Genomic DNA, 13,904 nt, shown 5'->3' on the forward strand with positions numbered 1-13,904 from the left:
AGTGTTTGGAAATCAGTATGCTCTGAAAAGTAAACTACAAAAGTCTTTAACTCCTTCACTAAAAATATCCATGAGTCGTTTATGTGGTGTTGGGGCCATGCCCCTAAATGTCTTTTTTACGGCATATTCTACAAACAAGTTCGCAGCATTGCTTTTTAAAACTGAAAAATAGAAAACAAAAAAATACATAATACATACAATGAAAAATATCTTTTTGCTAATGTTCTGTCTTACAGCCTTTATAGTGCTGGCAGCCTATCAATATCCCGCTGCAAATGTTGCTACAAAAACAAATCCTTACCAAGCTAAAGCGCATTTTGACAAGGTAAATGTGGGGCAAAAAAACATCGAAAGTGGCATCGAAAGCTATGCATATAAACTGTTGCCGAACAAAAAATCTGCACAAATGACTCTTGAATTGGAGGAGGTGAGAGAAGGTTCGACAGGCTATCATTACCGCTATCAGCCTCACTTCAATGGATTACCAGTTTACCGCAGTTATGTACAGGTAAATGTGAATTGGAGTGGGGAAATTTGGTCTGCTACTGAGTTGACACTCGATTTTGACAAAGTACAAAAAAGCAAATTGCAGTTGTCTAAATCGTATGCTGCATTGAAGCAATTGTCAGGTTCTTTTCTTAAAAAAAAGAACTTTGAATTGGAAAGTGAAATACGAGCAGTCATTTACTTCAATAGTGAGGAAAATGCAGTAATTGGAGTCCAATTTCGAGGCATCAACGAAACGACCCATGAATTTGTAGAATATGTGTTGGATTTGGAGGGAAATGTGTTATCGGCAAAAGATCAAAATCGTCATTATAAAACACCTCCAAAAGCCAAAGCTGCAACCTTAGAAACGGCAACTGCCTATGTTTTTTTACCAGATCCTGTCACCTCAGCAAATGCAACGTATGGATTGAATGGTAACTTTAGAGATAAAATTGATGCGGACAGTCCTGAATTGACAGCCGAGCGAAAAGAAGTAACCATTGAAGTAACACTCAACAATGGTGTCTATCGTTTGGAAAATGATGCTTTTGGATTTGGAGAATTTGATCCTCGTGTAGTGCCACCTGTTACGGTGACTTCTCCCATTTTTGATTTTACCCGATCCGAAGATGCCTTTGAGGATGTAAATGCTTATTACCACCTCAATGCTTATAGAGATTACTTGGTAGGTTTGGGGACATTGACTAGTGAGTGTGGTTTGAATGTAAATGTAAATCCCCTTAAAAATCTGTATATTGCAGTAGATGCACACTCTTTTCAAAAGTCAGATGGCACTTTTGAAGACCAATCCATGTTTCAGTATGGCGGATCTCAAAGCAAATTGTTGTTTGGAGAAGGCGGAGTAGATGATGCAGAAGATGCAGATGTGATTGTGCATGAATACGGTCATGCAGTTTCGCATACTTACTGCGCTTTCTGCAATTATGGTTACGAAAGATTGGCATTGGATGAAGCAATTGGCGATTATTTTGCCGTTTCGTATTCTCGCAGTATTAGCGAGTATAATTGGTGGAAAATGTTCAGTTGGGATGGTCACAATGAGTTCTTTTCAGGTAGAAATACGAATACCAGCAAAAGGTATCCCGATGCCATGCACTATTTGGCAGAAGATCCAGAAAGTGAAGTAAACGAGAGTTTTATTTATCCCGATAGCGAGATTTTTTCGTCTGCAATGATGGAAATATGGGAGGTTTTGGGACGAGAAAATGCGGATAAATTGATGTTGGCAAGTTTGCCTACCTTTACGGGTGATATCAAAATGTCGACTGCTGCCGAATTGATGTCGGCAACCTACACTCAACTATGTGGCGATGCTAAATTGAATTCGATTAATACCTTGTTGTCTTTGAGGGGGTTGATAGATTTTAGTCTCAATGCAGGGCCTGACCAAAACATTTGTTTGGGTGAAACGGTTATTTTGGGCGAAAATCTGGTGGTGTCAGACGATTTAGAAGTATTTTGGAGTCCAGGAGAAACCATTCTTGACAGCCTTCAAGTTACTGCAACAGCATCCCCTGATTTTTCGGGTTATTATTACCTTAACATCCAAAATGCTGAAACAGGATTTTTGTTACGAGATTCTCTTTTTGTAGAGGTTGACTACTGTTTTGTCAATCCTCCCGATAAGCGTATTGTATTGCTCAATTCTGACCGATTCTTCAACAAACGGGGCAACTTGATTATTGAAGTTCCCAAAAATACGGAGAATACGATCATTGAAGTATTTGATGTTTTTGGCCATTTGATGGGCGAATATGTTGCAGAAGGAGATACCCGTATTGAGTTGATACAAGACGATTTGAAGGCAGGTATTTACCTCATTCGAGTCATGGCAGATGAAAGGGAAGCCGTGTTTAAGGTAGGCAGAGCAAGGTGATTTAGATGAAAGACATAAGACGAAAGATTAAAAACTGAATACATTGTTTCTTAAATTTCTTTATATTTCATTCCGATGAAATCGGAATCCCGGATGTGTAGAACTACAAGTAATATTTTTTTCTAAGGGACGTAGCCTCGATACCACAGATAATCAGTTATTTAGTTGTGCCAAAGTTACGCTCCTTATGGTTACTATTCTATTTATTTTCTACAAACAGGGTCAGGGCTGTGGCCTTGCAAATGTCAAATAATTTTCGTTACAAGGTAGTCAAGACTAAAGATTTTTTTTCATTTTCATTTGTTGATATATGAACCCAATTGGCGAATCAGAATTGATTTTAAACCCCGATGGCAGTATTTACCACCTCAATTTGTTGCCATCCGACATTGCAGATACCATCATCACTGTTGGCGATCCCGACCGTGTAGCGATGGTTTCCAAATACTTCGACACTATTGAAGTGATTAAGCACAAACGCGAATTTGTTACCCATACGGGAATGTGCAGAGGCAAACGTTTGACAGTGATTTCAACGGGTATTGGCACGAGCAATATCGAGATTGTCTATACCGAATTAGACGCTTTGGTCAATATTGATTTGGAAACAAGAGAGGTGAAGGAAAAACCTAACTCGCTAAATTTCATTCGAATAGGCACTTCTGGAGGCTTGCGAAAAGGCATTGAAGTAGATAGTTTTGTGGCATCGGCTTTTGGTATTGGCTTGGACAATCTGATGGCTTTTTACGATTTTCAGCCCAACGAAGAGGAGGAGGAAATTCAAGAAGCATTGCCCGAATTGGCTCGCTACCTGCAACCTTATGTAGCCCAAGCTTCCTACGAATTGCTGCAAACAGTGGCAGCGGATGTAATTAAAGGCATTACCATCACCAGCCCTGGCTTTTATGCTCCACAAAGCCGCACCTTGCGGGTTTCGCCTATGTTGAAAAACAAATTGCAACTGTTACAAGAATTTGAATTTGAAGATTCGCCCTACCAAATAACCAACTTCGAAATGGAAACGGCAAGTATGTATGCTTTTGCCCGTTTGTTTGGACACAATGCTTTGTCTATGAATGCTATTATCGCCAATCGAGTAGAAAATACTTTTAGTGAAGACCCAAAAGCAGTGGTCGAAAAGCTGATTGTGTTTGTGTTAGATAAATTGTGTGATGAATAGGGGAAGTTGCGGTTTCTTGTCATGTGAATTTAAATGCAATTCAATCCATTTTGAAACAGAGAGAATTGAAACTGCATCATTCAGTTTACTTCCTTCAAAAGTAGGTAAAACGAAGTAGAACAGCAAAAAGTAAATAAATGGCAATTCATAAGTCCGTTTCCGATTTCTTTGGAACAGGTATCCCTTGAATATTTGTAGAAAATAGTGCAAGCAATTACAGAACTCCATCCCGATTTATCATCGGGACAGGTTTCCGTTCAAGCACTAAATACAATAAGCAAATACTGCTGTGGTTCAACTCCAAAAGGAGTTGTAATGATACCTTCTTCTATATTTCTACAAATATTTGACTCCTAAATGAGTCTTAAATAAAAGCTGCCACTTATTTAGCGTATGCTGTAGTACAATAGTTCGTGTAGAAATCACAATAATTTAATTATCAACAATTTAGAGAACAAATTTTATTTTGCTAATTATTTGATAATCAAAACTCTATGCCTCCGTGCCTCTGTGTTCATTAAAAATTGCACGAACTATTGGTAGTAAGCAGTTCTATTTTTTTAGAACTCAAATACTGTACAATTACTGCCAAAATTTTTTTATTCAGTGCTGCTTCAAAACAAAACTAACTCAAAACCAAACAAAACCATTCTCCACCTGTTTTCCTTCTTTACAATGTTTTCAAACATTCAAAAGAAGCCATGAAGCACCATATAAAAATAGCAATTCTACTCATAACCACTTTCTTGCTCGTCAATTGCGAAAAAGAAATTACCCTCGACTTGCCTAACCCTGTTCCTCAAATCGTAGTAGAGGGAAGTATTTATAGTGGACAAACTCCCATAGTCATTCTCAATACTAATTTCCCCTATTTCGGTACATTTACCCTCGAAAACTATCAACAAAATTTTGTTAGAGGTGCAAAGGTTACCGTATCTGATGGCTCTAAAACAGTAGAATTACAGGAATTTTGCTGGTCGGATTTAACCGAAGCAGAACAGCAATTGTTGGTCGCATTTGGAGGAGGGGATAATGGCATTATTCCAGATTCGATTCCAGACAATTTTGATTATTGTTTGTACACTTCCTTTCCTCCACAAATTTTGGGTGAAATTGGCAAAACTTATACCCTATATATTACCACACAAGAAGGGGAAACTCTATCTGCCATTACTTCGATTCCAAAACCTGTACCTTTCGATTCAATTTGGGCAGAACAGCATACCAATAAAGAGTTTGAAAAATATTGGCGTGTATATGGTTCACTAAAAGATCCTGCTGAGTTGGGGAACTACTACCGCCTTTTTACCCAACGCAACGATGAACCTTTCTATCCTGCACCTCGTTCCGTTTTTGACGATTTGTTGGTCAATGGCAAAAAATTTTACTTCCCACTAGATAAAGGACAGCCCCAAAGCAGTCCAATTGATATTGACACCTATGGTTATTTTGAAGTCGAAGATACAGTTCAGGTTCGCTGGACTTCAATTGACCAAGCGAGCTATGATTTTTGGCGCACATTGGAGTTTAGCAGCAGTGCAAACGGCCCTTTTGGTGGTTCTACTCAGGTGATTGACAATGTGGAAGGAGGTTTCGGTATTTGGTGTGGCTATGGCGTAAGCGAGGTTGGGTTGGTGATTGAAAAATAGGAATATTTGACCTGTTGTAAGTAGTTAGCCATATTTAATCTTAACAATCAAAATTTTTCAAACAACTTTTTATCAGTGTTTTCGTCGCTATTTTAATTTACTACTTATCCAACTACCAAATGAGCTTTTTCTTTCGCTATCCCAATTTCTGCAATTGTGCCTGCGGTAAATTGCAGAAAATCCTCTTCAATTCCATCGCTGAAAATCACTCCGCCTTGTGGCATCAAAGATTCAATGTGCAAATGTTCTTTTTGGTGAATCAAACCCGCCGACATCGAAATATTGGAAGTTCGGCTGAGAAAAGGCTCACGTACAATGAACACCAATTTGTCAGTATCCCACGGCAAAGGTTCTTGGGAAATGGATTGGGCTGTTGAAAAACTCGACTTTGTAGATTTGGATATTTTTGCAGGAGAAAATCTGCCAGTCATTGGGTCAATACTGGATGAAAAAGTAGAGGTGATGCCGTTTGCCATATTGATTAGAGAAGATAGCCAACCTGTTGAACCTGCACCTGTTGAAACGATGATGCCACTCGAAGATTGACACTCCGTTTGTTGGTGAAAGGTAAGATTGTAGCGAGCTGAGCGGTGACTTTGAGGACCAATGAATAAGTCGTTGAAAGCCAACAAACGCTGTCCGTCATTGAGGCGAGCTTCTGCCATCGTAACCTCTTTGTGTTGGTATCTTCCCGCCAATGTTTTTTCGACAATGCGCTCAATGTCTTTGGTTTGGAAAGGCAACAATATACCATCATATTGAGTTGGGTCGGGGTTTATGCCAATAATCGGAATCCCGTATGCATATTTTGCTGTATTTGCCACTAAGCCATCTTGCCCAACCACTACTACAATGTCTTGATTGGAAAACAGGTAATTGGGTAAAAATTCCTTGCTAATCACCTTCGATTTCGCCACTCCCTGCAAATCTTTCTGCACCTGTTCTACCGAAAAATTCATCACATCATCCTCCTTCTTCAATGCGTCAAAGTCACTCCCTTGACGTTCCAAATAAAACTTGGCCTGAGAAATGGTATTGAAGCGTTTTTTGAGTTTCTCCAATCGGGTTTTGGCAGTAACGATGATAACTCGCTCTTTTTGAAGTCCACACATGGCTGAATATGCTTTTAGCGTTACTATTCAGCATTAGGCGGAATTGACAAGTTTAGAGTAGGTATTATTATCTTCAAAGAGGTCAACTAAAGCTTCGAAGACATTCACCCCTTGCTTACGGGCGGTCATAATATAACTTCTAATTCTTGCAAAATACTGAGCCCCTTTCTTTGACCTAAAACAGCCAGATATTTTTTGTTTGAGCTTCATCATTCTAATATCTCGCTCTGAAAAGTTATTGTCGAATGGCACTTGAAAATCAACTAAAAAACGGATAATATCGTCTTTGAAGTCTCTCATTCTTTCCAGTAGATTCAGCGGCTTGGTTTTAGCTACAGGACCTGGTTTCTTCACTTTTGGAGGGGTAAAAGGATTCGCCTCAAAGCCCTGTTGAATAATGAGGTCGTATCTCTTTTGATATTTCCTTAGAGTTTGCTTTGATAGTGAGGATTTTCCCTTCAAAACAGCTCTATCTCGGACTTTTTTCATCTTGCAAAGTAAGGCAGCTAATTCATCTGCCCAATCTTGTTTGAATCGTTCTTTGATGAACTTCAATTCCCTAAGCAAATGAGCATTACACAAACCATGTGTGCATTCATACTTCAGGTAACTTTTCCAAAAATCATGTATGGCAATGCCTTCAAAGTCAGGCAAAATACCAATATCGTCCATTGCATCATTGCCTCTTTTCTGATGCACCTCATAATAGGCATGGTCTTCTGTGGAACAGCTATGAAGCCACCAACATTTAGCCATTACTCGAAAACCTGTCTCGTCAAAACCTGCAATAGTGGCAAGTGTCAAAAGAGCTTTCAACTGTTCTTCAAAAGTTGCCAACTGTTCAAAAGCATATTTTTGGGTATTGTTTAGCGTACCTGTACTCAACCTATGCTGAAATACATCCTCTATCAATTCTGCACTTCGCTCATAAGGAAGTAGCTGATAGTTTTGCAAGTAAACCAAAAAGCCTTTGATATTTGAGCCATATTGAACATAGTGATTCACGCCCACAGGAAAAGAGGCTCGGGTCTCATGCCCACAACTACATTTTTTTACTTCTGCTTGATGCTCTGTCACTTCAAGTTGAAGGGGTGGAATATCATACACCTGACGGCGGTAAGTCTTTTTCACGCCACAATCACTCAAATCTTCACCACAACACTCACATCTACTGACTCTATGTACCTTTATATGGTCAGGAGTCTCAACCATTTTGAGATTATGTCCTTTATGCCCTTCTTGTCCGCCTACCTTGCGTTTGGTTTTTTTCCGTAGATTTTTAGGTTCGGGTTTATCTTTATAAGGATTATCTGTTGAGGGCGGCTTTGAACTATTTTGACTATTTTTACTCAGTTGGTTTTCCAATTCTTGGATGCGAGCTTCCTTTTGAGCCAATTGTTGTTCAAAATAGCTACATATCTCGCCAATCAATTTTTGAATGGAAAGTGATAGAAGTGCCACTATTTTTTGTAGTCGTTGGGGAAGCATGGCATAAAATAAAAATAATTTCAATTTTTCGCACTATTTCACAGTACTTTTTTTGAAAATTATGGGGTGCTGAATAGTAACCTTTTAGCTTTTATTTCATTAAATCCTGTAATAAATCAGGAGTAATATTCAAAGTACCAATTTGTTGTGCATTTTCGGCAAGTTCTCTAAAAGCAATCGCAATATGTTCCTTAGAACCACTATCTCCCTTCAATGCCATCAAAATACGCCAATCCACCTCCTTGTATTGAGTCATCATTTTCTCCAATCTATAAGCCTCCGTATCTGCCTGTTTGCGTCGATTTTCTGTCTCTAAATCAATCAATTGTTGTCGTTGGTTCTCTACTTCAATATCAGCTGCAATGGTCATTTCACGGAGTTTGCGGTCATTTTCAGCTTTTTCGATATCTGCCTCCATTTTCTTTTGCGAAATCTGTTTTTTCTTTTCCTCCACCGCAATTTGGGTGTTCAACTCCGACTCTTTGATGGTACGTTCCTGCTCTACTGCAAATTTTCGACGGGCATAAATGGCTTCATCTGCCTCTTGTTGAAGGGCTTCTCTGGTTTGAGCTTCTAAAGCACGAGTCATTTCAGGCATTGCTTTTACCGCCAAGATATTAATACTCAAAGGTTTTACACCCAACAATCGCACAACTTCTGAACCCGCCAATTCATTCAAAATGGTTTGCTCCATAGCCGAAGAACTGCGAATTGCTTCCTTCAAAGACAAACCTTGAATAAGGGTTTTTACTGCCGCTTGTATCTCATTCACAAGCCGTTGAGAGAGTTTCTCAAAATCATCGGAAGTGTATTTACCTCGAAAATCAACGGTATAATCCAGTAGTTCTGCCAACTGTTTTGGGTCGTCAATTTGGTAAGTAAGCTGTCCTTGAACAGTAACGGATTGATAGTCAGCCGTAAATTCTTCAAAGATAAAAGGCGCATCGTCACTACCCGAAGGAATGGCTACTATTGAAGAAGTGGGTTCATAGTACCAAAAAGAAAGTCCTTTTCCTTCTTTTTTTGCTTTACCACCTTTGTAGTGAATGACGTATTTGTTTGCATCGAACTTAATGTATCTTATTCCAAGCATTTGTGATAGCGATTATGATGGTTGTTTAAGAGGTTTTGGAGCTTAATTTCAAGCATTAAACAAAGCGGTAATAGATTGAGTTCCAAAATTGAAATGGATTTTTTTATGAAAAAACAAAATCTTTTGTAAGATCAAATCAAATAAGATGATTAGCTATATAAAAGACTTGTATTGTTAAAAAAATCCAAACATCCTTAGTATAAAGCAAATTCAAATTAATAACTTTGCGCCCTGAAACAATATCTTGAAAAATAATCATAAAATTACAGAAAAGAGTATTTAAGTTATGGGAAAAACGATTACGTTATTAATTCCGTTATTTGGTGTCTTGGCTTTGCTATTCACTTTTTGGAAATCAAAATGGGTAGCCAACCAAGCTGTAGGAACAGATAGAATGGCACGAATAGCCAAAAGTATTGAAGAAGGTGCAATGGCATTCTTAAGTGCAGAATACAAAGTCCTTGCGATTTTCGTATTTGTAGTAGCTATTTTGTTGGGTATTGGTGGAGCTTCGGATACAAATAGTTCTCCAATGATTGCGGTGTCTTTTATCTTGGGTGCATTTTGCTCTGGATTAGCAGGTTACATCGGCATGAAGGTTGCTACCAAAGCAAATGTAAGAACAACTAATGCTGCTCGTACTAGCTTAGGCAGTGCCTTGGAAGTTGCTTTTGCAGGTGGTTCTGTGATGGGTATGGGCGTTGTTGGTTTAGGTGTGATTGGTTTGGGAACATTGTTCTTGATTTACCAAAACTTGGGATGGAACATCAACCAAGTGATTACCGTATTGACAGGTTTTTCTTTTGGAGCTTCTTCTATTGCTTTGTTTGCACGTGTGGGCGGTGGTATTTATACCAAGGCAGCAGACGTTGGAGCAGACTTAGTAGGTAAGGTAGAAGCAGGTATTCCTGAAGATCACCCATTGAATCCTGCTACTATTGCAGACAATGTTGGCGACAATGTTGGAGATGTTGCAGGGATGGGAGCAGACCTTTTTGAGTCTTATGTGGGGTCTATTATTGCTACAATGGTATTGGGTGCTGCGTTTATTGGCAGTGCTACTGTTGGCGGGCAAGCATGGGGTACAGGTACAGAAGCTTTTGATGGACTTTCTGCTATTTTGTTACCTTTGGTATTGGCTGGTGTAGGTATCGTTACTTCGATTATAGGAACTTTCTTTGTGAAAGTCAAAGAAGGTGGTGATCCTCAAAAAGCCTTGAATATGGGTGAGTTTATTTCGGCGGGAATCATGTTGGCGGCTACTTTTTTGATTGTAAGAGCAATGCTTCCTGATGTATGGACTTACAATGGAATCGAATACAATGAAATGGGCGTATTTTATGCGGTTATTTTCGGTTTGGCTGCAGGTTTGTTGATCGGTTTGATTACCGAACACTATACTGGAACAGGCACAAAACCTGTTAAATCAATTGTAGATCAGTCTTCAACTGGTGCTGCTACGAACATTATTGCAGGTTTGGGAGTAGGTATGGAGTCAACTGCTATTCCAATTATTGTGCTTTGTATCGCTATTATTGGAGCGCATCATTTTGCCGGTTTATACGGTATTGCGATAGCAGCAGTAGGTATGTTATCGAATACAGGTATTCAATTGGCAGTTGATGCTTATGGCCCTGTTTCGGACAATGCAGGTGGTATTGCCGAAATGAGTGATTTACCAAAAGAGGTGCGTCAGCGTACCGATAAATTGGATGCGGTAGGAAATACAACGGCTGCAATTGGTAAAGGTTTTGCGATTGGATCGGCTGCTTTGACAGCATTGGCTTTGTTTGCTGCTTTTATGACAACTGCTGGTATTACAAGCATCAACATTGCTAATCCTATGGTAATGGCAGGTTTATTCTTGGGGGGTATGTTGCCTTTCTTGTTTTCTTCAATGGCTATGAATGCCGTTGGACGTGCCGCAATGGACATGATCACAGAGGTTAGACGACAGTTTAAAACCATTCCTGAATTGACCGCAGCTTTGGCAGTGATGCGTAAAAATGATGGTAAAGAAATGAACACTTGGTCTGCAGCGGATAAAGCTACTTTTGACGCAGCAGACGGCAAAGCGGAATACAGCAAATGTGTAGAAATTTCCACCAAAGCTTCTATCCGTGAGATGGTGAAACCTGGTATGTTGGCAGTATTGGCCCCAGTGGTGATTGGTTTTGGCCCTCTTTTGTTTGGAAGCAATGGCGGTGCTGAAATGTTGGGCGGTTTGTTGGCTGGTGTTACAGTTACTGGCGTATTGATGGCGATTTTCCAATCAAACGCTGGTGGTGCATGGGACAATGCTAAGAAAATGTTTGAAGAAGGTGTGGAAATCAAAGGTGTGATGACTTACAAAGGTTCGGATGCTCACAAAGCAGCTGTAGTAGGTGACACTGTTGGTGATCCTTTCAAAGATACTTCTGGTCCTTCATTGAATATTCTTTTGAAATTGATGTCAGTTGTGGCATTGGTTATTGCTCCTTTTTTATAAGGAGTGATTGATGGTTGGTAACTGGCGATTAGTTGCCAATCCTATTATAACGAAACTCCCTATCAAACCAATTGGTTTGGTAGGGAGTTTTTGTTTTTTGCTATATTTAAAGTACAATAGTGTGAGAAAATATGTTCAGGTTGATTTCACAAAATAAATATCCTTAATAAAATTGTCTCCACATCTGTCCACCATGAAAATGGCTTTGAAACTACCTATGTCTACATATTTGTCCCCCTCTTATTTTCCAAAAACACACGCTATCTACTTATATTTGTCACTCCCTTTTAAGATACGTTCATACCATACATTTTCTCCTCCCCTTCGTTTACAAATAGATTTTTGCTCTTTCCTCCCTTCAAATCAGACTAAAATCTTATTTGAATCAATTTTTTAAACTAAAAACACATGAACAATTACTCTACAAAGTTTTTGTTATCCGCCCTACTCTGTTTTTCTGTGCTAATTATCGCCCAAAATTTTCTAATCAAAGACAAGGGAATCACTGACAAAAAAGAGATCAGAGAAAAGCCCTCAGAAGAAGAAAAGACAAAAGAAGAAAAGGCTCGGACAGTAGGCGAGCGACTTCAATATGAGTACGACCTTCAAAAAAATCCCAAAACTGGAAAAATTCCAGAAGGGGTCAAAGAATTGGAATTGAAGGCCGCCATGAAAGTCCCTATTTTTAGAGGTTCAGGAAGCTTGGAAAAAGGGGCATCTGATTTTACCATTACCCCAAGAGCGCGGCAATTTGGGTGGACGCACCCGTTCTATCCGTTTTGACGTGCGAAACGCCAACATCATGTTGGCAGGAGGAGTGAGTTCAGGTGTATTCCGAAGCACCGATGGCGGAACGACTTGGGTAAAAGTTTCCCCCAACGATCAAATCCACAATGTCACCTCTCTTGCACAAGATACCCGTGCAGGACAAGAAGACACCTGGTACTACGGCACAGGAGAATTGGAGGCTTCCACTTCTTTAGGAGATGCAGGCTACAAAGGATTTGGAATCTGGAAATCAACCGATAATGGAGTCACTTGGACAGCCTTAACCGCCACCCAAACAGGAACATTAGAAGGAGGCGATAACCCCTTTGATTTTGTCCACAGAATCGTAGTAGATCCGACCAATGGCACTGTATATGCCGCCGCAACCGATGTAATCCAACGTTCTACCGATGGTGGCACGACTTGGGAACAAGTTTTGGGAATCTTTAACTTTGATGTGTATTCCGATATAGCCGTCACCTCCACAGGACGCTTATATGCCGCCTTTGACGGCACAAGCGACAGCGATGGCGTTTGGACATCCACCACAGGAGCAAACGGTTCTTGGACAAAAATTGCAGGAACGGGATCTGCAAGTACTCCCGCAGGTTGGAACACAGTAGATAACTATGGTCGAATCGTGATAGCCGTTGCACCGAGCAGCGAAAATATCTTGTATGTACTCTACGACAACAAAACCGTCAGCGATTGTGCTGGCACACCTGCACCAGAAGCAGATTTTTACAAATGGAATCAAACCACCACTACATGGACGAATTTATCCGCCAATTTGCCCGACGAATAAGGTTGCGACATAGGCAACGACCCTTTTTCCCATCAAGGAGGATATGACTTGACCGTTGTGGTCAATCCAGCAAATGCGAATCTGGTATTTATTGGAGGAACAAACATTTACCGCTCGACCAATGGTTTTTCTTCCACTGCGGGAACAACCCGAATTGGAGGTTATTTGAATGCCACTGGAGCGGCACAATACAATGTAGGAGGTGTAACACATCACTCAGATATTCATGATATTGTTTTTGCCCTGGCAACAATGATATTGTATATACAGGCACAGACGGAGGAATCCACAAAGCAGACATTACCGTGACACCTGTAGAATGGACGAGCCTCAACAACAGTTATGTCACCTACCAATACTACTATGTGGACATCAACCCTACCACAGGAAACAGTTTGGTCGTTGGTGGCGCACAAGACAATGGAACAACCAGCATCAGCACAGGAATGACTGCAAAATCAATTGGAGGAGGAGATGGAGTTGCAGTAGGCTGCATATCGGGTACAGACACCGACAACCAAAACGTATTGTACGGCTCACAAAATGGAGATATTTCCCGCAGTGTCTTTACCGCAGGAGTGGAAGATTACTTTGACATCAAACCAGCAGGTTCAACCAGTCTTTTCGTAACCTACTTTCACTTAGACCAAGACAATACCAATTATTTGTACTATGCGTCTGAAGGAAACCTATACAGAACACGAATCGCCTCGACAATTGAAGATGGAACTGTGACCAACAATAGTGCGACTGGTTGGCAAAACTTGACAGGAGTAGGCACTGCAACAACGGGGATATTCAATCCATGTCAACTTCACGAAATGGTGCTTTTGCAGGAAGTACTTATTCTGCTACCGATACCAATAGAAAATTATTTATCGGCACGAGCGATGGCAAAGTGTTTCGCTTGAACAACCCAGCGTTTTCTACTGCTG

General features: G+C 40.1%; 11 protein-coding genes. 8 read left to right on the top strand and 3 right to left on the bottom strand.

The features are described 5' to 3' along the window. Nucleotides 1-199 precede the first annotated feature (199 nt). From R3E32_01825 to R3E32_01835, 3 genes are all read left to right on the top strand, one after another. A complete protein-coding gene (locus tag R3E32_01825; GenBank protein ID MEZ4883446.1) occupies nt 200-2,386 on the top strand; it encodes a T9SS type A sorting domain-containing protein in 2,187 nt (728 codons plus the stop codon). A 310-nt stretch (nt 2,387-2,696) separates the two neighbouring features. Then, nucleotides 2,697-3,566, top strand: a complete 870-nt coding sequence (locus tag R3E32_01830) for a nucleoside phosphorylase (protein ID MEZ4883447.1) — start codon at nt 2,697-2,699, stop codon at nt 3,564-3,566. A 701-nt stretch (nt 3,567-4,267) separates the two neighbouring features. Further along, a complete protein-coding gene (locus R3E32_01835) occupies nt 4,268-5,215 on the top strand; it encodes a DUF4249 domain-containing protein (GenBank protein MEZ4883448.1) in 948 nt (315 codons plus the stop codon). A 104-nt stretch (nt 5,216-5,319) separates the two neighbouring features. Here R3E32_01835 and R3E32_01840 read toward each other — a convergent pair whose 3' ends face one another. From R3E32_01840 to R3E32_01850, 3 genes are all read right to left on the bottom strand, one after another. After that, the gene (locus R3E32_01840; GenBank protein ID MEZ4883449.1) at nt 5,320-6,327 is read right to left on the bottom strand and encodes a hypothetical protein; all 1,008 of its coding nucleotides are present in this window, start codon (nt 6,325-6,327) and stop codon (nt 5,320-5,322) included. A gap of 33 nt (nt 6,328-6,360) precedes the next feature. After that, nucleotides 6,361-7,839: an IS66 family transposase gene (locus R3E32_01845; protein ID MEZ4883450.1), complete on the bottom strand. Its 1,479-nt coding sequence runs from the start codon at nt 7,837-7,839 to the stop codon at nt 6,361-6,363. A gap of 67 nt (nt 7,840-7,906) precedes the next feature. Then, nucleotides 7,907-8,908, bottom strand: coding sequence for an SPFH domain-containing protein (locus R3E32_01850; GenBank protein ID MEZ4883451.1), 1,002 nt, complete (start codon nt 8,906-8,908; stop codon nt 7,907-7,909). Nucleotides 8,909-9,194: 286 nt separating this feature from the next. On the opposite strand from R3E32_01850, the gene R3E32_01855 reads away from it, so the two are divergent. From R3E32_01855 to R3E32_01875, 5 genes are all read left to right on the top strand, one after another. Continuing rightward, a complete protein-coding gene (locus tag R3E32_01855; protein ID MEZ4883452.1) occupies nt 9,195-11,396 on the top strand; it encodes a sodium-translocating pyrophosphatase in 2,202 nt (733 codons plus the stop codon). 408 nt (nt 11,397-11,804) lie between these two features. Then, complete coding sequence (locus tag R3E32_01860) at nt 11,805-12,179, top strand: hypothetical protein (GenBank protein ID MEZ4883453.1); 375 nt, start codon at nt 11,805-11,807, stop codon at nt 12,177-12,179. Further along, nucleotides 12,148-12,969: a sialidase family protein gene (locus R3E32_01865; protein ID MEZ4883454.1), complete on the top strand. Its 822-nt coding sequence runs from the start codon at nt 12,148-12,150 to the stop codon at nt 12,967-12,969. Before R3E32_01860 ends, R3E32_01865 begins: the two co-directional genes overlap by 32 nt. 48 nt (nt 12,970-13,017) lie before the next feature. Beyond that, a complete protein-coding gene (locus R3E32_01870; protein MEZ4883455.1) occupies nt 13,018-13,278 on the top strand; it encodes a hypothetical protein in 261 nt (86 codons plus the stop codon). Continuing rightward, entirely contained in the window at nt 13,275-13,880 is a 606-nt protein-coding gene (locus R3E32_01875) for a hypothetical protein (GenBank protein ID MEZ4883456.1), read from the top strand. Before R3E32_01870 ends, R3E32_01875 begins: the two co-directional genes overlap by 4 nt. Nucleotides 13,881-13,904: the final 24 nt, after the last annotated feature.

This window comes from Chitinophagales bacterium (assembly GCA_041392475.1).
In the GTDB taxonomy this organism is placed as follows: Bacteria; Bacteroidota; Bacteroidia; order Chitinophagales; family UBA2359; genus JAUHXA01.

Coding starts and splice junctions, on each gene's coding strand:
- R3E32_01850 (MEZ4883451.1), bottom strand. CDS start 8,908: ATGCTTGGAATAAGATACATTAAGTTCGATGCAAACAAATACGTCATT.
- R3E32_01860 (MEZ4883453.1), top strand. CDS start 11,805: ATGAACAATTACTCTACAAAGTTTTTGTTATCCGCCCTACTCTGTTTT.
- R3E32_01835 (MEZ4883448.1), top strand. CDS start 4,268: ATGAAGCACCATATAAAAATAGCAATTCTACTCATAACCACTTTCTTG.
- R3E32_01855 (MEZ4883452.1), top strand. CDS start 9,195: ATGGGAAAAACGATTACGTTATTAATTCCGTTATTTGGTGTCTTGGCT.
- R3E32_01830 (MEZ4883447.1), top strand. CDS start 2,697: ATGAACCCAATTGGCGAATCAGAATTGATTTTAAACCCCGATGGCAGT.
- R3E32_01825 (MEZ4883446.1), top strand. CDS start 200: ATGAAAAATATCTTTTTGCTAATGTTCTGTCTTACAGCCTTTATAGTG.
- R3E32_01840 (MEZ4883449.1), bottom strand. CDS start 6,327: ATGTGTGGACTTCAAAAAGAGCGAGTTATCATCGTTACTGCCAAAACC.